At 56.8% G+C, this 23379-nt stretch carries 20 protein-coding genes; 12 read left to right on the top strand and 8 right to left on the bottom strand.

The window, feature by feature from the left end:
* Window positions 1-101: 101 nt before the first annotated feature.
* Window positions 102-2714, top strand: coding sequence for an aminopeptidase N (gene pepN, locus WCX72_RS10285; RefSeq protein ID WP_345969689.1), 2613 nt, complete (start codon window positions 102-104; stop codon window positions 2712-2714).
* 6 nt (window positions 2715-2720) lie between these two features.
* Here the strand turns inward: pepN and WCX72_RS10280 are convergent, their stop codons facing one another.
* The 4 genes from WCX72_RS10280 to WCX72_RS10265 all read right to left on the bottom strand — a co-directional run bounded on the left by WCX72_RS10280 (window position 2721) and on the right by WCX72_RS10265 (window position 6277).
* Window positions 2721-2960, bottom strand: coding sequence for a hypothetical protein (locus tag WCX72_RS10280; protein WP_345969688.1), 240 nt, complete (start codon window positions 2958-2960; stop codon window positions 2721-2723).
* Between the two features lie 3 nt (window positions 2961-2963).
* The gene (locus WCX72_RS10275; protein ID WP_345969687.1) at window positions 2964-4400 is read right to left on the bottom strand and encodes an FAD/NAD(P)-binding oxidoreductase; all 1437 of its coding nucleotides are present in this window, start codon (window positions 4398-4400) and stop codon (window positions 2964-2966) included.
* Between the two features lie 66 nt (window positions 4401-4466).
* Window positions 4467-5864, bottom strand: coding sequence for a DUF3373 family protein (locus WCX72_RS10270; protein ID WP_345969686.1), 1398 nt, complete (start codon window positions 5862-5864; stop codon window positions 4467-4469).
* A gap of 77 nt (window positions 5865-5941) precedes the next feature.
* Entirely contained in the window at window positions 5942-6277 is a 336-nt protein-coding gene (locus WCX72_RS10265; protein ID WP_345969685.1) for a cytochrome C, read from the bottom strand.
* Window positions 6278-6558: 281 nt separating this feature from the next.
* Here WCX72_RS10265 and WCX72_RS10260 point away from each other — a divergent pair, with 281 nt between their 5' ends.
* The 5 genes from WCX72_RS10260 (at window position 6559) to WCX72_RS10240 (ending at window position 12691) form a co-directional block, all read left to right on the top strand.
* Window positions 6559-8028 (top strand): FAD-dependent oxidoreductase, encoded by a 1470-nt coding sequence (locus WCX72_RS10260; protein ID WP_231018949.1) that lies wholly within the window; start codon window positions 6559-6561, stop codon window positions 8026-8028.
* An 18-nt stretch (window positions 8029-8046) separates the two neighbouring features.
* A complete protein-coding gene (locus tag WCX72_RS10255) occupies window positions 8047-8211 on the top strand; it encodes a hypothetical protein (RefSeq protein ID WP_231018948.1) in 165 nt (54 codons plus the stop codon).
* A gap of 57 nt (window positions 8212-8268) precedes the next feature.
* Window positions 8269-9093 (top strand): peptide deformylase, encoded by an 825-nt coding sequence (locus WCX72_RS10250; RefSeq protein ID WP_231018947.1) that lies wholly within the window; start codon window positions 8269-8271, stop codon window positions 9091-9093.
* A gap of 65 nt (window positions 9094-9158) precedes the next feature.
* Window positions 9159-11798 carry an ATP-binding protein gene (locus WCX72_RS10245; protein ID WP_345969684.1) on the top strand — a complete coding sequence of 880 codons (2640 nt, stop codon included), beginning with the start codon at window positions 9159-9161 and terminating at the stop codon, window positions 11796-11798.
* A gap of 143 nt (window positions 11799-11941) precedes the next feature.
* A complete protein-coding gene (locus WCX72_RS10240; RefSeq protein ID WP_231018945.1) occupies window positions 11942-12691 on the top strand; it encodes a response regulator in 750 nt (249 codons plus the stop codon).
* Between the two features lie 25 nt (window positions 12692-12716).
* Here WCX72_RS10240 and WCX72_RS10235 read toward each other — a convergent pair whose 3' ends face one another.
* The 3 genes from WCX72_RS10235 to pstS form a co-directional block, all read right to left on the bottom strand.
* Entirely contained in the window at window positions 12717-14072 is a 1356-nt protein-coding gene (locus tag WCX72_RS10235; RefSeq protein ID WP_345969683.1) for a hypothetical protein, read from the bottom strand.
* A 233-nt stretch (window positions 14073-14305) separates the two neighbouring features.
* Window positions 14306-15508: a hypothetical protein gene (locus WCX72_RS10230; RefSeq protein ID WP_231018942.1), complete on the bottom strand. Its 1203-nt coding sequence runs from the start codon at window positions 15506-15508 to the stop codon at window positions 14306-14308.
* Window positions 15509-15783: 275 nt separating this feature from the next.
* Window positions 15784-16788, bottom strand: a complete 1005-nt coding sequence (gene pstS, locus WCX72_RS10225) for a phosphate ABC transporter substrate-binding protein PstS (RefSeq protein WP_231018941.1) — start codon at window positions 16786-16788, stop codon at window positions 15784-15786.
* Between the two features lie 223 nt (window positions 16789-17011).
* Between pstS and WCX72_RS10220 the strand changes: the two genes are divergently transcribed.
* The 6 genes from WCX72_RS10220 (at window position 17012) to pstB (ending at window position 22406) form a co-directional block, all read left to right on the top strand.
* Window positions 17012-17680 carry a PhoU domain-containing protein gene (locus tag WCX72_RS10220; RefSeq protein WP_231018940.1) on the top strand — a complete coding sequence of 223 codons (669 nt, stop codon included), beginning with the start codon at window positions 17012-17014 and terminating at the stop codon, window positions 17678-17680.
* 19 nt (window positions 17681-17699) lie between these two features.
* Window positions 17700-18374: a response regulator transcription factor gene (locus WCX72_RS10215; RefSeq protein ID WP_231018939.1), complete on the top strand. Its 675-nt coding sequence runs from the start codon at window positions 17700-17702 to the stop codon at window positions 18372-18374.
* A complete protein-coding gene (locus WCX72_RS10210) occupies window positions 18368-19804 on the top strand; it encodes an ATP-binding protein (protein WP_231018938.1) in 1437 nt (478 codons plus the stop codon). The genes WCX72_RS10215 and WCX72_RS10210 overlap by 7 nt, the downstream gene beginning before the upstream one ends.
* A 113-nt stretch (window positions 19805-19917) precedes the next feature.
* Window positions 19918-20778, top strand: a complete 861-nt coding sequence (gene pstC / locus WCX72_RS10205) for a phosphate ABC transporter permease subunit PstC (RefSeq protein WP_345969682.1) — start codon at window positions 19918-19920, stop codon at window positions 20776-20778.
* Window positions 20775-21617 (top strand): phosphate ABC transporter permease PstA, encoded by an 843-nt coding sequence (gene pstA / locus WCX72_RS10200; RefSeq protein WP_345969681.1) that lies wholly within the window; start codon window positions 20775-20777, stop codon window positions 21615-21617. Before pstC ends, pstA begins: the two co-directional genes overlap by 4 nt.
* 3 nt (window positions 21618-21620) lie before the next feature.
* The gene (pstB, locus tag WCX72_RS10195) at window positions 21621-22406 is read left to right on the top strand and encodes a phosphate ABC transporter ATP-binding protein PstB (protein ID WP_231018934.1); all 786 of its coding nucleotides are present in this window, start codon (window positions 21621-21623) and stop codon (window positions 22404-22406) included.
* A 197-nt stretch (window positions 22407-22603) separates the two neighbouring features.
* Here pstB and WCX72_RS10190 read toward each other — a convergent pair whose 3' ends face one another.
* Window positions 22604-23278 carry a response regulator transcription factor gene (locus WCX72_RS10190; RefSeq protein ID WP_345969680.1) on the bottom strand — a complete coding sequence of 225 codons (675 nt, stop codon included), beginning with the start codon at window positions 23276-23278 and terminating at the stop codon, window positions 22604-22606.
* Window positions 23279-23379 lie beyond the last annotated feature (101 nt).

Below are 23379 nucleotides of genomic sequence, written 5' to 3'. Positions count from 1 at the left end.
ATCCTCAATCTTACCCCAAAATGGAACGTAATGTTCTTAAATAGGGTTCAGGTCTGCCTACGTTAAGATTGCACAGCCTATTTACGAGAAACGGAAAAAGCATGTCCCAACCCAAAACGATTTATCTGAAAGAGTATGAAGCCCCGGCATACCACATCCTGAGTACGGAACTGACGTTCGAGATTTTCGAAGAGCATACCCTGGTGATCAACCGCATGGCGATCAAGCGCCGCGGTGATGTTCCGGTCCCGCTGCTGCTCGACGGCGATGACCTGGAGCTGCTCTGCGTCAAGGTCGATGACGTGAAGATCCCCACGGACGCCTACGAACGGAACGAAGAGACGCTGACGCTCTTCGACCCGGGTGCCGAGGCGACGGTGCAGGTGGTCACGAAGATCTATCCGGACAAGAATACGGCCCTGGAGGGGCTTTACCGTTCGGGGGGCATCTACTGCACCCAGTGCGAACCCCACGGCTTCCGCCGCATCACCTACTTTATCGACCGCCCCGACAATATGAGCGTCTTCACCGTCAAGGTGATCGCGGAGCAGTCCGTCTGCCCGGTGCTGCTCAGCAACGGGAACCTGGAAGAGGAGGGGAGTTTCCCCGACGGGCGCCACTACGCCCTCTGGAAAGACCCCTTTCCGAAGCCCTCCTACCTCTTTGCCCTCGTGGCCGGGGACCTGGGCCGCATCAGCGACAACTTTACGACGGCGGAGGGCAACGAGGTCGCCTTGCACATCTATGTCGACAAGGGCAACGAGCCGCGCGCTGACCACGCGATGCGTTCGCTCAAGGCGTCGATGCGCTGGGACGAGGAGACCTACGGCCGCAGCTACGACCTCTCCGTCTACAACATCGTCGCCGTGGACAGCTTCAACATGGGGGCGATGGAGAACAAGGGGCTCAACGTCTTCAATTCGCACTACGTCCTGGCCGACGAGGAGACGGCGACGGATGCCGACTTCCTGGGCATCGAGAGCGTCATCGCCCACGAGTATTTCCACAACTGGACGGGGAACCGCATCACCTGTCGCGACTGGTTCCAGCTGACCCTCAAAGAGGGGCTCACCGTCTTCCGGGACCAGAGTTTCAGCGCCGACATGCAGTCCGAGGTCGTGCAGCGCATCCGGGACGTTGACATGCTGCGCGAGCGGCAGTTCCCCGAGGATGCCGGTCCGACCGCACACCCCATCAAACCCGAACAGTACATCGAGATCAACAACTTCTACACGGCGACGGTGTATGAGAAGGGTTCGGAAGTGATTCGCATGCTTCACACGATCCTGGGGGAGGCGAAGTGGCGCGCGGCCATGGACCTCTACTTCGAGACCTTCGACGGCCAGGCCGTGCGCACGGAGGATTTTCTCTGGGCGATGCAGCAGTACAGCCCGATCGACCTCGCACAGTTCGCGCTATGGTACTCCCAGGAACGTACCCCCTCGCTCTGCGCAGAGCACTCCTACGATCCGGCGTCGGGCCGGCTGACGCTGAAGCTCGAGCAGATCGTTCCCGACGCGGTGGACGGCCGGAAGCAGCAGCCCTACTGCATGCCGCTGCGTCTCGCGCTGCTCGGGCATGCGGGCGAGGAACTCCCGCTGCAGCTTGAGGGCGATACCGGGGCACAGCCGCTGCTGGAGCGGGGGATCCTGCTCATTACCCGCGACGAGGAGAGCTTCACCTTCGGCGGGCTGGCCAGCGAGCCCGCGCTGTCGCTCAACCGCCACTTTGGCGCCCCGGTTGTCATGGAGTACCCCCAGGAGGACGTGATGAACCTGATGCGCTTTGATAGCGACGGGTTCGTCCGCTACGAAGCGGCCCAGTCCTTTGCACGCTCGACCCTGGAGGCGATGATGCGCGGGGAGGCGGTCAGCCCGCAGTTCCTTGAGAGCTTCAAGCATATCCTCGAAGATGAGTCCCTTGACCTGCAGTTCAAGGCGCAGCTGCTCTCCCTGCCGACGGTGACGATGCTGATGCAGACGCAGCAGACCGTCGACGTCCATGCCATCCTGGAAGCCTCCGACGCCCTACGCCGCGAGATCGCCGTTGCCTGCGAAGCGACGATGCGCCATCTCTACGCACTCCTGCACCGTCCGGCACATATGGGGCTCGAAGCGGAGAGCATCGGGGCGCGCGCGCTGAAAAACCGGCTTCTCGGATACCTGATGGCACAGCAGGACGCCGAGAGCATCGACAGCGCAATGGCACAGTATGAAGAGAGTCATACGATGACGGACCGCCTGGCTGCGCTGCAGCTGCTGCACCACGGGGCACCGGAGGCGGCGGAGGTGCCGATGCGCGACTTTTATGAGCGCTACAGCAGCGACATGCTGGTGATGACGAAGTACTTCAGTGTCATCGCCTCCTCCCCGCAGCCCGATACGCTTTCACGGGTACGCGCGGCGATGGAGGATGAGGTCTTCAACATCAAAGTTCCGAACCTCGTGCGCTCGCTGATCGGCAGCTTCGCCCGCAATCCGTACCACTTCCACGCCTATGACGGCAGCGGCTACGCTTTCGTCGCGGAGCAGATCATCGCCCTGGATGCGATCAACCCGATGATCGCAGCGGGGCTTTCCGGTGCTTTCAAGACTTATAACCGTCTGAACGCGCACAGCCGTGCCCAGATGCGCGATGCGCTGGAGAAGGTGCAGGCGCACCGGGGTATTTCGAAAAACGTTTACGAGATCGTCGGAAAGATTCTGGCGGGATAAAAGCGTTCAGTCTGCGCTGCCGCTGCGGCGGAAGAAGCGTGCGAACAGGCGGATCACCCCCCGCAGCAGGAGCACGACAAGATAGACAAACAGGGTATAGACCAGGGGGTGGATGTAGTTCCCCCTCCCGGTCATGTGCGAAAGACGCGTGCCCGGATCGCTGAGCAGGTCCGGGTGCAGAAGCAGTGACAATGCGATAAGCAGCAGCGCGAAGATCGCACCCTCTCTTAGCATCGGTTTACGCATCTGCTACATCAGCCCCCGCATCATCAGGTACCAGTACATCGGTTTGAGCATGTACAGGTCAAAGGCCCACCATGCCCAGCGCTGCTCGCCGACGGCGAGCGGGAAGGAGGGCGCGGCACCGTCGTAGTCGAACTCGGCCAGGATGATTTTACCATACTGCGTTTTGAGGGGACAGACGGTATAGCCGTCAAACTTCTCTTTGGGTTCCTTGCCTTCCATCTGCGCCAGGAGGTTGGCGACCATGATCGGCCCGTGGTGGCGCGCACTCCCGCCCGTTTTGCCCAGCGGGATGCCGCAGACGTCCCCGATACCGAAGACATTGGGGTAGCGCAGGTGCTGGAGGGTGTAGCGGTCGACTTCGAGCCATCCCTTGGCGGAGCCTTTCTGCCACCCCAGCGGCGAGGAGGCGACGGCGTCCGGCGCGCTCATCGGCGGGACGATGTGGATAAAGTCATAGGGCATTTCCACGCGGTCGACCTTGGTGATCATATCGTACTCTTCGAGGTCCTCGTCGTACTCGCCCTGGACCTCGTATTTGTGTTCGAAGGTCGCGACTTTGCCGGCGGCATCGATGGCGACGAGGTTGTGGCCGAATTTGTTCGTGATATTGCCGTAGCGCGGCTGTACCTCTTCGACCAGGGTCTTGTCCACTTCCGGCACCCCGAAGAGGCTGCCGCCGTTTGTCGCAAAGGTGAACTCCGCGCTGAGACCGTCGCGCTTGAGGAAGTCGTCACTGAGGTAGAGGATCTTCTGCGGGGCGCCGCCGCACTTGATCGGGGTGGCCGGCTGGGTGCAGATGACCTTCGGATTGCCCGTTTTGGCCGCGGCTTTGAGGGCGTTGAACCACTCCCAGGTGATCGAACCGCCGTCGGCCGTTCCCTTTTCCGGGTCGTTCAGATAGACGCTGGAGATGCCGTTTTGGCCGATCATCTCCGCGCTCAGACCCTCGATCCATTCATAATGGTACTGCAGGCCCGTCGCGACGACGAGATAGTCGTAGAAGACCTCCTCGCCGGCACGGGTGATAACCCTGTTATTGTCCGGGTCGAAGGTTTTGACCTCGTCCTTGATCCAGTTGACGTCGTCGGGGATGAACTCCCGGTTCTCTTTGACGATGTCGTCATAAGTGTATTCGCCCGCGGCCATGAAGACCTGCCCCGGCTGGTAGAGGTGTTTTTCGTTCGGGGCGATCAGGGTGATGTCGGGATTGGAGAGGGCGCGGTGCAGACGCGCCATCGCCATGATACCGCCCGCACCCCCGCCGACGATGACGATTTTGCCCTTCGCACCGGAGGCGCGGGCTTCGTTGACGCTGCCGCTTCCGGCGGAAGCGAGCACCCCGGCGGCAATAGGGGAGATCCCCATCAGTTTGAGCGCTTCGCGGCGCGACAGGTTGACCGAAGGCGTTTTCGGCTCCGGGTTGTTAAACCGTTTTTTCATATTCATTTATTCCACTCCTTATGGTCCTGCCGCCAAAACGGCAGGGGTGTCGTATAGACGGGATGATCAGTATCGGTAGCTGACGGCAAAACGCAGGTCGGTCGCCGTGATATCTGTTTCAACCGGCGCCAACCATCCGGCGCAGTTGATATTGGGCGTATAGTCATGCTGGACATAGGTGTAGCGGATCTGCGACGGCAGGTATTTGACGCCGAAGAGGTCGAAGTTCCAGTACGCTTCATAGGCACTGCCGCGCACGGCGATTTTCGAGCCTATTGCCGTATCTTCCGCCCAGGTCATCGGCGTCCAGTACTTTGAACCCCGGTTGTATTCAAATCCGAGTCTGCCGCGCTCGGTGAGCATGTCCGGGATGATGACCCCGGCCCAGACGGAGCTGCCGCTGCGCACGCCGCCGTCGGAAGAGCCTATGAGCGTGTAACCGTTCTTGGCGTCGTAGTGCGTATACGCACCGGAAACGAAGAGGGTCGTCTCATCCAGGAAGTCGCTGATCTCTTCGCCGATGCCGGTGACCTTCAGACCGACGGAGAAGAGGTCGGCCGTCCCGGATGCCGCTTTGGGAATGTTCCCGTCGAGCTTTCGGCCTTTGGTATTGAAGATGTGCGCCCACTGGTACATCACCTGGTACTGCCCGTCATCATAGGCATTCCCCGGTATGACGAGGAAGTCGACGCTGGTGTCTTCGAGCGTCGTATTGACGTCACCGCCGCTCAAGGCATAGGGCGTGCGCGCGCCCGATACGTCGCCGTAGATGTCCTGCATCTCGCCGCTGTGCGCGCGGCCGAAGACGAATTTGGTATAGGCCCCGTCGATGAAGCGGCCCCAGTCGAGACGGACCATGGCCCCGTTGACTTCCATATTGGTGATGTGCGCGAGCGGGGAGCCGGGATCGGTTTCGTTCTCCCGGTAGTTGGCGAGGAAGCCGTTGGTGGAGGGGCGCCGGCCGACCGAGACGCTGATCGGCTGTCCGCCGAGCTCGTCGGAGTAGACAAAATAGGCTTCCTTGACGCGCATGACGGTATCGGAGGCTTTCGAACTGGCCGCCCAGTCTTTCAGTGCCGGGTCGGTCACGTAAAGATGGCTGCCCCAGGTAGCATAGACGGCGAGTTTGCCCTGGAAGGTCAATCCCTTCATCGGCGCCGCGCCCATGGTGAGGTAGAGGCGGCTGGAGAGCAAGGAGGGGTTGGTGGCATAGGTGTCGCTCTCATTGTTGCGGTAGTCGATGACGTCGACGGCATTTCTGAAGTCGATGCCGAACTTGATGTTGTCGTTGGCGCTCTGCGCATTGACCTGGCTCAGTTTCTTGTTGGTGCGCTTTTGCTGCTTCTCGAGTTTTTCCACTTTTTGCATCAGGGCGTCGATCTCTGCCTGCATCGATGCATCATCGGCAAGAAGCGCGCTGGAGAACAGCGTCAGTGCCGCAGTCGAAAGGAGGGTTTTTCGCATGGTTTTCCTTTTGGTGTTAAACGGGTTATCGGCGAGGGGTCCGGAGGATAACGCCCTCCGGGGAAAGGGGCGGGCGATCAGCAAGAGGGGATGTTGCCGCTGTCGCTTGCAAAGTCGTGCACGAAATCGTAGAGGTGCTCTTTGAATTTGCTTTCGAACTTGTCGCTTTCAAAAAAGTTTTTGCCTTCGGGACAGGCTTCGGTCATCATTTCGGCAAGATTGCCGTTCTCTTTGGCCTCTTCCCACTCCATCTGCGTATGCTTTGCCGCGAAGACGGCACCGGTCATACCGCAGGTCTCTTTGAGCTTTTTCTGATAGAGGCGTTGGCCTTTTCCTGCATCGGCGTGCAGTGCAGAAGTAAGGAGGCCAAGGCCCAGCAGTGCGGAGGTTGTGAGTTTTCCGAAAGTTGTCATTCTATTCCTTTGACGATGAAAATGGTGAAAATGAATAGTACTATCGTCAAAATTAAAATAAGATAAAATTAGAATAATTATAATTAATGATTATTTTATTCATTTCTTCGTCATTTTCCTTAAAGATTAAATGTAAATTTATGAAACATGTTAGAGAATAAGTTAAGCAGAACTTATCAAAGTGATAATTTTGTGACTCCTGGGTCGTAGAATTGTCATGAATGTATTTTTTTGCACTAAAATCTTCGTTAGTTTTTACGATGAGATGAGAAGGAGTAAGCATGGCAAGATTAGTCGTACTCGGCGGCGGTGTTGCCGGCCATACGGCGGCAACATTCGCCGCAAAGTGGTTGGGTAAAGAGCATGAAGTCGTCGTTGTGACACCGAATTCCAAATGGAACTGGATTCCGTCGAACATCTGGGTTGGCGTAGGAGAGATGACAAAAGATGATGTCACTTTCGATCTGGCACCGGTATATGCGAAAGCAGGTATCACCTATAAACAAGCGAAAGCGGTCTCAATCAATCCCGAGGGGGATGCGAATTCGGACAAGCCTTTTGTGACGATTGAGTATACCGGCCAGGATAAAGCCGGCGAGAATGAAGATGTCACTTTTGACTATCTGGTAAACGCCACGGGGCCGAAACTGAACTTCGGTGCGACCCCGGGCCTGGGTGAGGGCAGCGAGATCGGTGAGAACACCGTTTCCGTTTGTACCGCTGATCACGCCGTGCATGCGAGCGAAGAGCTGAACAAGATCTTTGAAAAAGCGAAAGCGGGCGAAAAGCAGAAGATCCTCGTCGGGACAGGGCATGGTATGTGTACCTGCCAGGGCGCGGCGTTTGAGTATATCTTTAACATCGAACACGAAGCGCGCAAGGCGGGGATCCGCGATAACGTAGAGATCAAGTGGATCTCCAACGAATCGTTCCTCGGTGACTTCGGTATGGGTGGTCTGCATATGAAAGTCGGCGGTTACGTCGTCAGCTCCCGTATCTTTACCGAATCCCTCTTTGCCGAACGCGGCGTCGATTATGTGATCGGTGCGCACGTCAACAACGTTGAAAAAGGCAAAGTCGGTTACGAACTGCTTGACGGTTCCACCGGCGAAGAGAATTTTGACTTCGCGATGCTGATCCCGCCGTTTGCGGGTGTCGGTCTCAAAGCCTATAACAAAGCGGGCGAAGAGATCACCGATACGGTCTTCGCGCCGAACGGCTTCATGAAGGTTGACGCGGATTACACGCCGAAACCGTATGAAGAGTGGAAAGCGAGCGACTGGCCGCGTACCTACCAGAACCCGACGTACAAGAACATGTTCGCCGCCGGTATCGCGTTCGCACCGCCGCATATCATCTCCAAACCGATGAAATCGCCCAACGGCACGGTGATCAACCCGACACCGCCGCGGACGGGTATGCCTTCGGGTATTATGGGCAAGGCCGTTGCGCACTCCGTCGTCGACCTGATGACGCGGGGTGAGAACGCGCACCTGCACGAAGCCTCCATGGCTGAGATGGGCGCAGCCTGTGTCGCCTCCGCCGGTAAAGGGTGGCTCAACGGCCAGGCGGCGGCAATGACCGTTTACCCGGTCGTACCGGACTTCGACAAGTACCCGGGTACGGGCCGCGATACGGACTACACCTTCGGTGAGATCGGTCTGGCAGGACACTGGATCAAGCATATCCTGCACTACCTCTTTATCTACAAAGCGAAGCTCAAGCCGGGCTGGACGCTGATTCCGGAATAAGAAAGGAGGAACATAGATATGAGACAAGAAGAAGTGAATTTCGCGCTGAACGACAAGTTTAACACCTCAATGATCCCGGGCCGTTTCGCCCGGATGATGCGTACGTGCAAAATCTGGCAGTTCATCCGCTTTGTGATCATCAACATCAAGATGATCATCGTCGTCCGTAAAAGCCACGGATAACACCTGCGGCCCTCGGGCCGTCACGTCAGTAACTCAACCACTTTAAAGAATCCATCAATGATCCAACCTCTGCTCAAATACCCTGACCCGCGCATACGTCTTATTTCCGGTAATGTCCGTTTTTTCAACGAGACCCTCAAAGACATTATCGCAGATATGACCGACACGATGGAGGCCAACGGCCTCGATGCCCTCTCCGCCATCCAGATCGGCATCCAGTACAACGTCATTGTCCTCAAAGAGGAGGACGCATACACCCCCTACATCAACGCCCGCTTTCTCAAAGAGAAGGGGAAAGCGGCCGCGGTGGAGCGTTCGACCTATTACGACTTTACGGCGGAAGTGGAGCGCTACACCTCCCTCACAGTCATCTACGAGGATGAGACGGGAGCGATGCATTCGCGCGACGTGGAGGGGGAACTGGCACGGACCTTCCAGCACCAGCTCGATTACGCCTTCGGCAGCACCTTCGTCGACCGCGTCCCCAAGGCGGTCCGGCAGCAGATTGACGCCTATCTGGATCAGGGACTTGTCAAAGAGAGCCGGATGCCAGGGGAAAAGAGCGGCAGCTGCCCGACGGTCTTTGTGCGCGACTACATCAAGAAAGCCTACCGGCTCGTGATGCTCGGCGTCCTGCTCAGCTTCATTGCGCCGTTTACCGTCGAAGCGGCGACGGTGCAGACCATTGCCGTGGCGGACATGGCCGCCCTCGGGCTGATCTTCGTATTGATCATTGCCTACTTTTTCTACGCCGAGTACGAGGCGAAAAAGTACAAGCAGTGCACCAGCTGCCAGACCGGAAATATCATCGGTACCGCGGGGATCGCGTTGGGGCAGCTCGCCCTGCTCGCCGTCGGCGTTTTCGCCTGGGTGCTCCCTTAGGCTTGACCGTTTCCCTCAATATGCTAAAATCAATTTTTTTCATTTAAACATCGCAGGAGGAGCGCATGCCGTCCGTTCCGCAGCTTCGACGGGTCATTGACCGTTTCAAGGAGGCCAAGGCGACGATTCTGCAGCGCTGGGTCTCCTATGAGACGGCCGAATCGGTGCTGAAGCGCCACGGGATCGAAACCGATTTTTTTATCCGCCAGTACGCCTCGGGGGTCTACGACTATTTCGAAATGGTCATCCGGGGCGAGATGCAGATCGGCGACTGCCCGGTCATGGCGGAACTGCTCGAATACCTCAAAGACAACGAGGTGACCTCTGACGAACTCTTTATGCTCTGCAGCCATTTCCGCCGCGCGATGGTGGACATCTCCTACGAGCTCGGAGTGAACTCCCAGGAGGTCTACGACGAGATCAGCTATGTTTTCGACCTCAACTTCTCCGGGGTGCTCAAGCGCTATACCGAGACGATCTACCAGAAAGAGCGGGAGATCGAGCGCAACGTCAAACTGCTCGAAGAGTACCGGCGCGCCATCGATGAGAGCGCCATCGTCGCCAAGACCGATGCGCAGGGGACGATCACCTATGCCAATGCGAAACTGACCCGTATCTGCGGCTACAGCCAGGAGGAGCTGGTCGGCAGCCCCCACACGATGCTCTACCACCCCGACATGCCGGGGAACTTTTTCAACCGCCTCGCGGCGGCCATCGGCGAGGAGGGGGTGTTCAAAGGGACGATCAAAGGAAGAGCGAAGGATGAAAGCACCTTCTATATCGATACGACGGTCGTTCCCATCACCGATACCCACAATGCGGTGACGGAGTACATGGCGATCAGCTACGAGGTAACCGACCTCGTCGTTGCCAAGGAGGAGGCGATCGCGGCGGGAGAGGCGAAGGAGTATTTTCTCTCCAACATGTCCCACGAGATCCGAACGCCGCTCAACGCCATCCTGGGCTTTGTCGCCCTGCTCAAGGACGAGGCGCAGACGGTCAAGGACCGCCGCTACCTCGACATCATCTACAGCAGCGGCGAGAACCTGCTGAGCATCATCAACGACATCCTCGACTTCTCCAAACTACGCAGCGGCGAATTCACCGTCGAGCCGGCCCCTTTCAACCTGCACAGCACCATCAGCCACACCCTGGAGCTCTTCGTGCCCAGCGTCAACCAGCAGCATCTGACGCTGACAAGCTTCATCGATCCGCGCATTCCTTACGAGCTGATCGCCGACCCGCTGCGGATCCAGCAGGTGATCTCGAACCTGCTCAGCAACGCCATCAAGTTCACCCCGCCGGGGGGAGAAATCACCGTGGAGGCTTTCTACACCGAGGGGCGCATCAGCATCAGCGTCATTGACACGGGCATTGGCATCGCGGCCAAAGACCAGCACTACATTTTCGACCCCTTTTCCCAGGCCAGGAACGAGGATCTTCCCGGGGTGGGAGGCACGGGTCTTGGCCTCTCCATCAGCGCCCAGCTTGTGCGGCATATGGGCGGGGAGATCACGCTGCATTCGCACCCCGGGATCGGGAGCACGTTCACCTTTACCCTCCCCGTCATCGTGGGGGATGAGACCCGGCCGCTTCTGACGGACCTTGAGTGTATCCGCAAGCACCGGCTCGCTCTCTACTGCCCCGAACAGAAGTTTGATACGATGGCGGCCTCCCTGATGCGCTATCTGCAGAGCTTCGGCGTGAAAATCAAATCGGTCGAAGCGCTGGACGGCAGTTACGATCTGCTCTTTTTCTCGGAGCACTGTGTCGGAGAGGCGCAGCGCAAGGCGCTCTTGGCGGAGGGGTCGCCCAAGGTGGCGCTGATGGATGCGCCCTACGACACCTATGAGAACATCAGCGGCGTGACGCCGCTCGTCATGCCCCTGTACTGCTCAAAACTCCAGGAGGTGATCGAGACGGCGCTGATGGGGGATACGGAGCCGGAGCCGAGGGCGGATACTGCCGGGGTGCGTTTCAACGCCCACCTGCTCGTCGCGGAGGACAACGAAGCGAACCAGGAGCTGATCGGCACGCTGCTGGGCAACCTCGGTGTCAGCTACGAGATCGTCGGCAACGGTGCGGAAGCGCTCAAACGGATGCGGACGGAACATTACGACCTTGTACTGATGGATGAACAGATGCCGGTCATGAACGGACGGGATGCCGTCCAGGCGATGCGGCACATCGAAAACCGCGAGGGGCGGCAGCACTTGCCTATCATCGCCCTGACGGCAAACGTGCTCGGGGGGATCGAACAGCGGCGCATCTACGACGACTTCCTCGGCAAGCCGATCCGGATGGCAACGCTGATCAGTTCGCTCGAACGTTTCATCCCCCGCGCGGAAGATGCCGCCGCCGAGGAGACGGCCCCGGAGACGGTGCTCCCAGAGCACAAGGAGCTGCGCGAGATCCTGCAGGTCACCGAAGCGCAGCTGCAGATGCTGCTGGGCGTCTACCGCGAAAAGATGCAGAGCAGTTTTGAGGAGCTCGAGGCGGCCATTGACGCGGAAGATCTCAAACAGGTGACGCTGCTTGCCCATTCGATCAAGGGTTCCAGCAGCAATTTCCGTTTCGACAGCATGACCAAGCTGGCCGAAAAAATGGAATGGGAGGCGCGCGCGGGCAACGCGGCATTGGATTATACGGGGATGCTCGGTTCGATGCGCGGCTGCTTCAATGCCTTCATCGGGGAGGGAAGCTGATTCGTTTCGAAACATTTTCATTATTTGGTGAATTCTGTTTTATGTGACACTTCTATGATAACTTTGTAATAAAGTCCTTTTTCACTATAATTATTTTTAATGCACTTTTTGAGGGGCATTATCGAGATTGTTTAAGGGTTGGGATGGAAAGTTACAAAGTCATGATCGTCGAGGACGATCCCGTTACAGCGATGAACCTGCAGATCGCTTTGGAAAACCAGGGATATGAAGTCGCTGCCACGGTAGATTCTTCGATCCAGGCACCCAATAAGATCAAGGTGTATGAGCCCGATATCGTCCTGGTCGATATCAGCCTGCAGGAAGATGCCGACGGTATCGAACTGGCGAAGTATATCCGCGAGAGGCATTGCCTCCCTTTCATCTACCTTACCGCCCACTCCGATGCCGACATCATCGACGAGGCGAAACAGACCGAACCGTACGGCTATATCGTCAAACCTTTCGACCCGGAGTCGCTGCATGCGACGATCCAGATGGCGATGTACAAGTTTCATGTCGAAAAGGAGCGCGAAGAGAACTTCGAGGGGTTGAAGAACGACAAACTCAACCTCGAGAAACTGCTTTACAACAAGAAGCTCTCCGACAAGCCTATTGTCCCCTTCGGAGAGGACTACTATCTCGACATCAGCGTCTGCGAGACCTTTTATCAGGGTAAGAAGATCAAGCTGACCAAGAAAGAGAACGCCTTCATGCGGCTGCTGGTGGCCCAGTTGGGCTTGGTGGTCAGTTTCGACCAGGCGATCAATTACGTCTGGGAGGAGAAGGGAGCGACGGAGAACAGTGTGCGTACCCTGGTCTGGCGTCTGCGCAACAAGCTGCCCACGGATATTATCCAGAACGCTTCGGGTATCGGGTACTACATCGAGGATTGAGGTGTAGAGGAGGGGGCGGCGGTTCTTAGAAGAACCACTGCGTCGTCAGCTTGAAGCGCGTATCGGTATAGTCGCCGAGATCTTTTCCGTAGGTATCCTCCTGGAACACGAGACCGACTTTGGTCGAGTTGCCTCTGAGGTACCAGTTGACCCCTGCCATTTTCGATTCGAGTTTCCAGTCCCCTTTCCCGTCGTATTTGTCCCAGTTTTCGTAACGGACAAAAGGTGCGAGGTAATTCAGCGCTTCGATGACGTACTCCCCGGTCACGTACCAGCCGCTGGATTTGCCGGTCTCGGCTTCGCCCCAGTTCTTGACGACACCGTCGAACCGGAACCACTCCGCCTGCACAAAGGCGCCTTTGTAGTGTGCCGACATCTCGAGGTTGATCAGCTCGTGGTCGATGGTCTGTGACACGTTGCTGTCGGCATATTCGATGCCGGGGCTGTTCCAGTAGGCGGCACCGATCTCGAAGTGCTTGCCTTTGCCGAAGTAGGTCTCCGTACGCTTGGTCTCTTCCCAGCCGTCAAAGGGCGAGAGGACGATTTTCCCGCCGTAGAAGAAGCTCTTCTGGTTGAAATCATCCCCGTCGAAGCTGCTGCCGCCCGCGTCTTTGAACTTGCCGGAGTAGACGCCGTCACCGAAAGCGACTTCGTAATAGATTTTCTTCTTCCAGTCCCCGTACATCTTCGCATTGGTTCCCCGGCGGTTGTGGGTGATGTACTGGGCCGCTTCGTCGGCGACGTGCGGGCGGTCGTAGTGCAGCACGTAGGCGGATTTGACGGTTTCGGTACGCGACACGTCGATCTTTCCGCGGTAGAGGCGGAAGTTCACGAGGGATGTATTGAAGGGTTTGCTGATCTTGAGGTAGGCATCACCGACGTTGAACTTCTGCTCGCCGTCATCTTGATAGTTGGCCTTGTCGTTGCGGATATCCATCGTGAACGAGACGTGCTTGCCGAAGCCCGCGGCGGCTTCGAAACGCGTACGGCGGAGGTAGGCGTCCCAGTTGTCGGTGTCGCTCTTCGCCGCGTCTTCGTAATCGCGCTGGTAGTTTTCAAACGTCCCCTGGATGCGAACCCCGAGTTTGAGCCACATGTCCGGATTGTCCGACGCCGTGAACTTCATGTTCGGCGCCGTCTCTTTGCCCAGCAGGAACTCCGGCGAATCGCCGTTTTCAACGGTCGGGCCCTGCAGCGTTGCCGTTTTTTCGTTGGCTTTCGCGCTTTCGGCAGGGATGAACTCTCCCATTTTGACGCGGTTTTCGCCCTCTTGGGTAAAGACCTGACCGGTGGTCGGGTCGGTGTAGAGTGTCGTGCTTGTCGCATGGGCAGCTGTGCTCAAAGCGACAACAGCCAAGGATGAAATCAATGTGCTTTTCATGATTGGGTTACTCCTCAAAATAGGTGGCGGCATTGTAGAGGCTAAAGATTACAAAAGGGTTACATTACTGTAATGAAAATGTTCTCAATACTGCGTCATCTGCTTCATGCAATGAAACGCGGAGATCGAGCTGCAGAAAAATGGGGGAGATAGCTGGAGCGTTAACCGTCCGCAGAGCCCAAAAGAGCTCCGGGAACTGTTCTGCCTCCTGGGGTAGTGTTGTCTGGCGGGATTTACCAGCTGACTTCTGCGGTCAGCATAACCGCGGTGAAGTCCTGGGTATAGCTGCCGGCATAGTTCTTCTTGTCGTTGGCGACATAGGTCTCGCCGGTCAGGAGCCATTTGAGGTTCTTGTTCTGTCTCCATGCCGCACCGTAGATGTAGTTCTCGGTGTTCAGATCCGGATTGTTGTCCATCTTTGCCGTCCAGTTGTCGTAACGGGCCAGCACTTCGAACTCGTAGGCGTCGCCGAAGCGGTATGTTCCGTTCACAGAGAAGCCCGAACCGCTCTTCTTATAGGTCGTGTCATTGTTGTTCTCCGCGATAACATATTGTGCAGAGAGCAGGAACGAAGGCATATTGTAGACGGTGTGGAAGCCGTAGAATGTATAGGTCTGCGCCGTTCCGTTCATTTCGTTGCCGTCGTTGAGCATATTGTACTGGCCGAAGAAAGAGAGATCCAGGTAGGTGTTCTTGGTCGCCTTGCGTTTCACATCGCCGTCTCCGAGCGCGGCAGCCGTGAGGCGCCATTCGATGGAGTTCCCCGTACCGATCTTGTCGTTGTTGCCCTGCGTCCCGTGGTAGCCTTCACCGTTGAACAGACCGATCTCGGAGGTGAAATAGGGGAGTTTGGTCTTGAAGTTGATCCCGGCATCCGCAGAGTTGGTCAGGTCGGCAGCCTGCGCCGATTCCACCATCGTTTTGGAGATTGAACGGTACCACCAGCCGTTGTGCTCTTCGTAGTCGATCCAGGGGCGGTGCGCCATACCGAATTCGACACCCGTATAAGGCAGGATGTTGTTGAGGTAGATGTAGGCGTACTTGACGTACATGTTCGCATAACCGCCGGTCGAGCTGTTGGTCGCGTCATAGGTCGTGTCAAGGGTGACGCGGAGGTAGCTTTTCGGATCGTCGAAGAAGAAGGCTTTGACCTGTATGTAGTTCCGTCTGAATTCGAAGTTCCCCGTTTGCAGCTCTTCGAGGTTGTCCTCGGGAAGGGCTTTTTTGTCTTCATAGGTGTAGCCGAGATAGTGCAGGCCGCTGAACTCGAGCTTGGATGATTTGGCAAAAACCGGTGTTTCCGATTCCAGTGCCGTTCTGTCCTCGGCCGGTTCGGTAAAGACCTGGCCCTTGCCGTCGACATAGAATTGGGTTGCGTTCGCAGCCGTGGCGCCCAGCAGGAGTGCGGTAATCGTCGTGAAAACGATCTGTTTCATTTTTCGGTTCCTCATAATAAGTTGCGGGAATTGTAAAGCAGGTAGATTACATAAAGATTACAAAGCTGTGTCTTTATGTAACCAAAGTGCGACTGTCATGTAACCGGATGCGGTTGTGCTGAGATGAACCGTATCGGGTTCAGTATAGCACAGGGTGCTTTCAGGCAGAAACGGTTGAAATAGTGTTTTTAGAGGAGTGAAGCGGCTCGCAGGGAGCGCTTTGAAGGAGAATCGGCGGCACGAAGCCGCCGCAAAAAAGAAGGGGAACCCCCGGGTTATTTGATGTTGGTCGTCCAGTACTCGCGGATCATCTGCTTTGTGCTTTCGGGCAGCGGGATGTATCCGAGCTTTTTCGCACTGTCGTCACCCTTTTTGAAGGCGTAGTCGAAGAAAGCGGTTACCTTCTTGTCCATAGCCGGTTTCTCTTTCGGCAGGAGAATGAAAGTCGCCGCGACGATCGGATAGGAAGTGTCGCCGGGCTGCAGGGCGAGCAGCGCGTAGAAGTTGTCCTCTTTCGTCCAGCTGGCGTACTTGGCAGCGGCTTTGAAATTCTCTTCACGCGCCGCGACCCATTTGCCGTTTGCCGTCTGCAGCGTTGCCGCGGCGAGATGGTTCTTCTCTTTGTAGGCGCTTTCGATGTAGCCGATCGTGTACGGGGTCTGTTTGAGGAGGTTGGAGACACCTTCGTTTCCTTTGCCGCCCATACCGACAGCCCAGTCAATCGCCTTGCCGGCACCGTAGTTGTTCGCCCAGTTTTCAGAGCTCTTTGTCAGGTAGTAGGTGAAGTTGTACGTTGTGCCGGAACCGTCGGAACGGTGGACGACGATGATCTTCTGGTTCGGGAGTTCCAGCCCTTTGTTCTCTGCCGCGATGGCAGGATCGTTCCACATTGTGATCTTGCCGGCGAAAATGTCGGCGACGATGCCGTTGGAGAGCTTGAGCTGTTCGTCGGCGATCCCCGGAAGGTTGTAGGCAACGACGATGGCGCCGATGACGGCCGGGAACTGAAGCAGTTTCGCTTTGTTCAGCTCCTTGGTCTTGAGGGGTTTGTCGGAAGCACCGAAGTCGACGATACGGTTCGTGATCTGCTTGATCCCGCCGCCGGAACCGATGGACTGGTAGTTGACGCGGCTGTGAGTCTCTTTGCCATAGTTGAAAGCCCAGTCATAATAGAGGGGGGCAGGGAATGAGGCACCGGCACCGCTGATCTTGTCGGCGGCAGCGGCAGAGGTCAGTGCAAGCGATGCAAGCGTGAGGGCAGTTGCAATGCGTTTGAGCATAAACGATCCTTCGTGTTGTGATGGCGGCATTGTAAAATCGTATGGTTACAGAATGATTACGCTTTGCGGCGGAGAGGGCGGATTTTTTGTAACCTTTATGTTACCAAGCCTCCGTATAATCGCGCCCGACATTTATAAATATATCGCATAGCACGGCCCGAAACGGTGATACCGCCGCAGGCCTGAATTGTGATAAACTATCTGAAAGAAAGTAAGGATAAGCATGCTTCCACGCTACGAAACGAAGTTGCGCGAGATTCAGGGGATGATTGCCGAGATCATTCAAAAAGAGGTCACGGCGAACCGTATGGCCCTTGAGGCGTACAGCGCCAAGAGTGCAGAAGGCTTCGAAGCGGCAACAGACACATTGAAGATGATCGAAAACGACGGCAACACCGTCGACAACGAGATCGTCAAGACCTTCGCACTGTTCGGTCCGGAGGCCCAGGAACTGCGGGGGCTGGTCGCCTACCTCAAGATGACGAACGAACTGGTACGCATCGCCGAAGGGACAAAAAAGTATGCCCGCCGCATCCGTGAGCTTCTGCAGAGCGACTGCGATCTCGAACCGTTTGACAACGCCATCGTGCAGCTGCACAAGAGCGTCGTCAACGCCCTGGCCTGCATTCACACCTGTGTTTCCGATATCGCGAACTGCGATGTCGAAGAGACGTACCGCAAGGTCATGGTCGAAGAGAGCAAGAACGATGATCTCTTTGCGATCCTGGAAAAAGATATCATGTCAATGATTATTTCCGAACACGAGCTTTCCGCCGAATATGTGCGTATGCTCGGAACACTGCGCAAGTTGGAACGGGTATGTGATCGTGCCGTGAACGTCGCCAACCTGCTGATGTTCGAACAAAAAGGCGGAAAACTTCAGAGCTATTGACAAGGGAGTGGGAAACGCAATGCATACGACGATAGTCATCGTTGAAGATGAAGAGGATCTGCTCGAACTCATCGAGTACAACCTGGAAAAAGAGGGCTTCGAGACGATCGGTTTCTTGAACACGAAGAACGTCCGCCGCGTGCTCGACGAGGAGTCCGTCGATCTGATGATCATGGACCGGAACCTTCCCGGGGCGGAGGGGAGCGAGTTTATCGCTTCACTGCGCAAGGAGGGGGTCCAGACCCCCGTCATCTATCTCAGCGCCAAGAACAAAGAGAGCGAGATCGAAGAGGGATTCCTGCGCGGCGGGGATGACTATATGACGAAGCCTTTTAATATGAAAGAGCTTCTGCTGCGCATCAACGCGATACTCCGCCGGACCAAGGGCAGCCCTTCCGAAGGTGTCGTCGCCTATCGGGACATCCTGCTCAACCTCGCTTCGCGTGAGGTGACCATAGAGGGGACGCCCATCGCGCTGACCAAGCTCGAATTCGATCTGCTGCATACGCTTATCTCAAACCAGAACGTCGTGCTCGACCGGGATTACCTGCTGGAGCACGTCTGGGGGGGCGATGAGGTGTACCAGGACCGCACCGTCAATGTCGCCATCAACCGCCTCAAAGAGAAGATCGACCCTGACAAAAGCAAAGAGTACATCAAAACGGTACGCGGAGTAGGGTACACACTTTGCTGAAGATCCACCACTCCTTTATCCTCCAATTTCTCGGCATCTTCACGCTGATGGGGCTTATCGCCTCCTTTGTGGGCTACTTTACCCTCAAAGAGTCCGTTATCAGCGACTACGAGGTACGTCTCAAGCAGGAGATCGGACTGATAGAGTCGACCCTGCAGTATGTCACGAACATGGACCGCTATATTGCGGAGACGGCGCCGCAGATCGGGAAGCGTATCACCGTCATTGCCGTCGACGGCACCGTGGCGGCGGAGAGCGATGCGAACCGTGAAGAGATGGAAAACCACGCCAACCGCGAAGAGGTGATGGCGGCGGCCAAGGGCGAGTACGGCCAGGCCGTCCGTTTCTCCCATACGATCGGCATCGATTTTCTCTATGTGGCAAAGCGTATCGTCTGGCAGGGCAGCACCTATACGCTCCGTCTTGCGGTCAGCCTTCAGAAGGTACTCGACGACTTCTACACGCTGCTCTTCCGGCTCGCAACCGTGCTGGGGCTGCTGCTGCTCGTCGTGGTCTACCTCGCCATACGGATGAGCCGCAAGATCCGTTACGACATCGCCCAGCTCTCGGCCTATCTCGAAGAGATCAGCGACAAGAACTACAAGGCGGTGGTGAAACCCCGCTACTTCACCGAGTTCCTGCAGATCTCGCTGCTGCTGAAGAACCTTGTCAAAAAACTGGCCAAGCGCGAGCGTCAGAAGCGCAAGTACACGGCGCGCCTGCGCCTGATCAACAAGCAGCGCAACGATATCCTCTCCGCCATCAGCCATGAATTCAAAAACCCGATCGCCTCGATCGTCGGGTATGCGGAGACCCTCTATGACGACCCGGAAATAGACGGCAGGATCCGCCAGCGCTTCTTGCAGAAGATCACGGCAAACGCCCAGAAGATCTCGACGATGCTTGACCGCCTGTCGCTCTCCGTCAAACTCGAGAACAACGACCTGGCCCCTTCATACAGCCGGTTTGACCTCTGTGATCTGGCAACGGAGTGTGCGAACAACATTACGAAAAAGTACACGGACCGTACGCTGGAGGTTTCCTGTGAATCCATCTTCGTCGAAGCGGACCGCACGATGATCGACCTGGTCGTCACCAATCTGCTTGACAATGCCATGAAGTACTCCGAATCGGCCGTGCTCCTTGAGATCAATGAGGGGACACTCTGGGTACACGACCGCGGGATCGGGATCGCCGCCAAGGAGATCGAGCGCATCAGCAGCAAGTTCTACCGCGTCGAAAAGAATACCTGGGACAATTCGATGGGGTTGGGGCTCTCCATCGTCAGCTATATCCTGGCACTGCACGGCACGAAACTTCAGATCAGCAGCGTGGAGGGAGAGGGCTCCTCGTTTGGTTTCGGCATCACTCCCCTGCTGCAGAAGCCGACGGACAGCGCACTTCCGGCGGGGGGACCCCTGGAGGAGTGACGGCCTTTTCCCCGGTCTTTTTACCCCCGTCGTAATTATTCTGTAACATTTGTGACTTACCATTGCGCCCACTATATTAAGGGCCTACAAACCCTATGAAGAGAGAAGAAAGTTTGACACTTCTGATTGACAAACTGTTTGCAAACGCGACCCGCATTATTGCCGTGGCCATACTGCTGCTCGTCGCCTGGATCTTTACCGTGCTTTTCCAGCACTCCACCGAAGCGTTCGCTGCTTTTGGCTTCGATTTCGTCCTGGGGGACAAGTGGGCACCGAACCTGGAGAAATTCGGCGGGTTCGCCGCGATCGCCGGTTCGGTGATCTCGACCTTCCTGGCGATGCTTTTTGCCGTGCCGGTCGCCATCGGGGTGGCGATCTTCCTGAGCGAGATTGCTCCGGCCAAACTGAAATCCCCCGTCGGCGTCTCCATCGAGCTGCTGGCGGCGATCCCCTCGGTCATCTACGGGATGTGGGGGCTTTTCTATTTCGTGCCGATTATCCGTGATATTTTCGGAGGTCTGGGCATTGGGATGCTCACCGCGGGGATCATTCTCGCGATCATGATCCTGCCGTTCATGGCGGCGGTGACCCGCGACGCGATGAATACCACGCCCGACATCCTCAAAGAGTCGGCTTACGCCCTCGGCGCGACGAAGTGGGACGTCATCAAGGATGTCGTCATCCCCTATGCGAAAGCGGGGATCATCGGCTCGCTGATCCTGGCCCTCGGGCGCGCTGTCGGCGAGACGATGGCCGTCACCTTCGTCATGGGGAACGTGCACAAGATCTCCCTCGACATCACCGCGCCGGCGACGTCGATTCCCGTCACCCTGGCCAACGAATTCACCGAGGCGGATACGGACCTCTACTTCTCAAGCCTCTTCGGATTGGCGCTGATCCTGATGGTGATGAGCTTCGTCATCATTGCGATGGCCAAGTTCTACTTTTTGCGCCGTACAAGGAAGGTAAAATGACCGCGATTCAAAAACGGCTGCTTATCAATAAAATCGTGCTGGGGCTTTCAAGCCTTTCGGCCCTCGTGGGCATTGGATTTCTCTTCTGGATCCTCTACGTCCTCGTCGCCAACGGCATCGAAGCGATCAACTGGAACATCTTCATCTTCGAAGGGGCACCTCCGGGCTACGAGGAGAGCGGGCTGCGGCAGGCGCTGATCGGCCAGCTCATCCTTGTCGGCGTCGCGACCTTCGTCGGGGTACCTCTGGGGATCCTGGCCGGGACCTACCTCAGCGAGTACGGCCAGAAGTCGAAGCTCGCCGAGATCATCCGCGATATCTCCGACATTATGATGAGTGCGCCGAGCATCGTTATCGGCTCCTTTGTCTACGCCATTGTCGTCCTGCCGATGGGGCACTTCAGCGGATGGGCCGGCGTTATCGCGCTGGCGATCATTATGATCCCGATCATCCTGCGCACCACCGACGACATGCTCCAGCTTGTCCCCTCGACCCTGCGCGAAGCGGCCTTTGCGTTGGGCGCCCCGAAATACAAGGTGATCATGCAGGTCGTCTACCGCGGTGCGAAGGCGGGGGTGCTGACCGGCGTCCTGCTGGGGATCGCCCGCGTGGGGGGAGAGACGGCGCCGCTGCTCTTCACCTCGTTTAACGACAACTTCCTCAACTACGACCTCAATGAACCGATGGCGTCGTTGACGGTGACAATGTTCAACTACGCAACCAGTCCCTACGAGGACTGGCAGCGGATGGGATGGGCCGCGGCGTTCATCCTCTCGATGTTTATTCTCGGCCTCAACATTCTGGGCCGTCTGATCCTACTCAAGAAAAAAGGGAGATAGCCTATGGCGACCGTTATCGACATTCCGTCCGAGAAGGCGATCGAAGTCAACAATTTCAGTTTCACCTATGCCGGTGCCACGTCACCGAACCTTAAAAACATCTCTATGCCGATCGCGAAAAATTCGGTCACGGCGCTGATCGGACCTTCCGGATGCGGGAAGACGACCCTGCTGCGCTCCTTTAACCGGATGCACGACCTCTACCCGGGGAACGCGTATGACGGCAAGATCATGTTCGAAGGGCGCAATATCGTCGAGAGCAAGGAGGACCTGATCAACCTCCGCATCAAGATCGGAATGATCTTCCAGAAGCCGACGGCGTTCCCGATGAGCATCTTCGACAACATCGCCTACGGCATGCGCCTGCAGGGACTGAAAAACAAAACGGAACTTGCCGACCGTGTCGAGAAAGCGCTGCGCGACGCCGCGATCTGGGACGAGGTGAAAGACCGTCTCAAACATGACGCAAACGGGCTCTCCGGCGGCCAGCAGCAGCGTCTCTGTATCGCCCGAGCCATCGCCGTGGAGCCGGATGTCCTGCTCTTTGACGAACCGACCTCGGCCCTGGACCCCATCTCCACCCAGGGGATCGAAAAGCTGGTGATGGAGCTGCGCGACCGCGTGACGATCATCATCGTGACGCACAACATGCAGCAGGCCGCGCGCGTCAGCGACTATACGGGCTTTATGTATCTTGGGGAGCTGATCGAGCTGAACAAGACTGACGAGATGTTCGTCACCCCGGCGGAAAAACTGACCCAGGAGTACATCAGCGGCAAGTTCGGCTGATCACCTTTTTCTTGACGGTATACGGGCTAAGCCCGAATTACCTACGCTAACGCTGTGTTCTCTTCAGCAGAGAGCTCACACCCCGCGGGTACTTCTTCCAGGGCGCGCGCAGTTGAACCGCGCTACCTTTCGTTTCACTTCTTGTCTAAAAATATTTTTTGATTTTTTTGTCGTTGTTTCCGGTGCGGGCGCACCGATTAGCGGATCATGTAGCCGATGCCGCGGACGGTTTTGATGTAGTCTTTGCTCTTGTCCGGGTCGATCTTCTCTTTGAGGCGGTTGATGGCGACGTTGACCGTGCGCCCCTGGTAGCTGTCGCTTTTCCCCCAGACGCTTTTGAGCAGGTAGTCGCGCCGCAGCACGGTGGTGCGGTTCTCGATGAAGGTACGCAGCAGGTTGAACTCCAGTTTGGTCAGTTCGACGGATAACCCGCTGATGAAGGCTTCGCGCGAATGCAGGTGCAGCTCGATGTCGCGGTAGGTGACGACCTGCTCCTCCTCTTCGCCGCGGGTGCGCCGCAGCACGGCTTTGATCCGCAGGATTAGCTCGTCGATTTCAAAAGGCTTGGTGATATAGTCGTCACCGCCCCGCAGGAATCCCTCCTGGACCTGGGCATTGCTGTCCTTGGCCGAGAGAAAGATGACCGGGGTTTTCAGCCCCTGGTAGCGGAGCATCGCGATATATTCGCTCCCCTCGACATCGGGAAGGTTACGGTCCATGATGATCAGGTCGACCGGTTCCTCGGTCAGCACCTGCTTCACGTTTTTCGTATTGGTGAAACCGACAACGTCGAAGCCCTCTTTGCCCAGCCTGTACTCCAGGAGCTCAAGAAGATCCGTATCATCCTCGACGACGGCGATAGTAGCTTTCATACCAGATACCTTATAGATAGTGTTTTATGGCAGAACAGTATAGAAAGCATGTTACGTTTTGGTTACTCAAAAATTACGACAAAATCATTTCTTTGTAATCT

The sequence above is a fragment of the Thiomicrolovo immobilis genome, assembly GCF_039645955.1.
GTDB classification, from domain to species: Bacteria; Campylobacterota; Campylobacteria; order Campylobacterales; family Sulfurimonadaceae; genus Thiomicrolovo; species Thiomicrolovo diazotrophicus.
Note: the sequence above shows the minus strand (reverse complement) of the source record. Positions and strands in the feature narration are given on the sequence as shown.